This is a genomic window from Variovorax sp. BGA-UO-ETr-C22, assembly GCF_059567965.1.
In genome coordinates this window covers 1-507 of record NZ_JCAQPA010000001.1, presented here as the reverse complement: position 1 = coordinate 507, position 507 = coordinate 1, and the positions used below count along the sequence as shown (strand labels likewise).

Below are 507 nucleotides of genomic sequence, written 5' to 3'. Positions count from 1 at the left end.
GCATGACGATGCGCGAGATCCAGGGCTTCCTGCTGGAGAGCTATGGGGTGGAGGTGTCGCCCGAGTTCATCAGCTCGGTGACCGACGCCGTCATGGCCGAAGTCACCGCCTGGCAGGCGCGGCCGCTGGAGCCGATGTACCCCGTGGTCTTCTTCGACGCCTTGCGCGTGAAGATCAAGGAAGACGCGGTGGTACGCAACAAGGCCATCTACCTGGCCCTGGGCGTGCTGCCCGATGGCACGCGCGATATCCTGGGCCTGTGGATCGAGGGCACCGAAGGCGCCAAGTTCTGGATGAAGGTGTTCAACGACCTGAAGACCCGCGGGGTCAATGACATCCTCATTGCCGTCACCGACGGCTTGAGGGGCATGCCCGAGGCGCTGGCTGCGGTGTACCCGGCCACCACGCTGCAAACGTGCATCGTGCACCTGATACGCAACTCGCTGGACTACGCGAGCTGGAAGGACCGCAAACTGCTGGCCGCGGCCATCCGGCCGATCTACACGG

1 protein-coding gene is annotated in these 507 nt (G+C 64.5%); it reads left to right on the top strand.

Annotated features, from left to right (window positions below):
* Positions 1–507, top strand: a 507-nt coding sequence (locus AC57B8_RS00005) for an IS256 family transposase (protein ID WP_496478224.1), incomplete at both ends; no start/stop codon positions are given.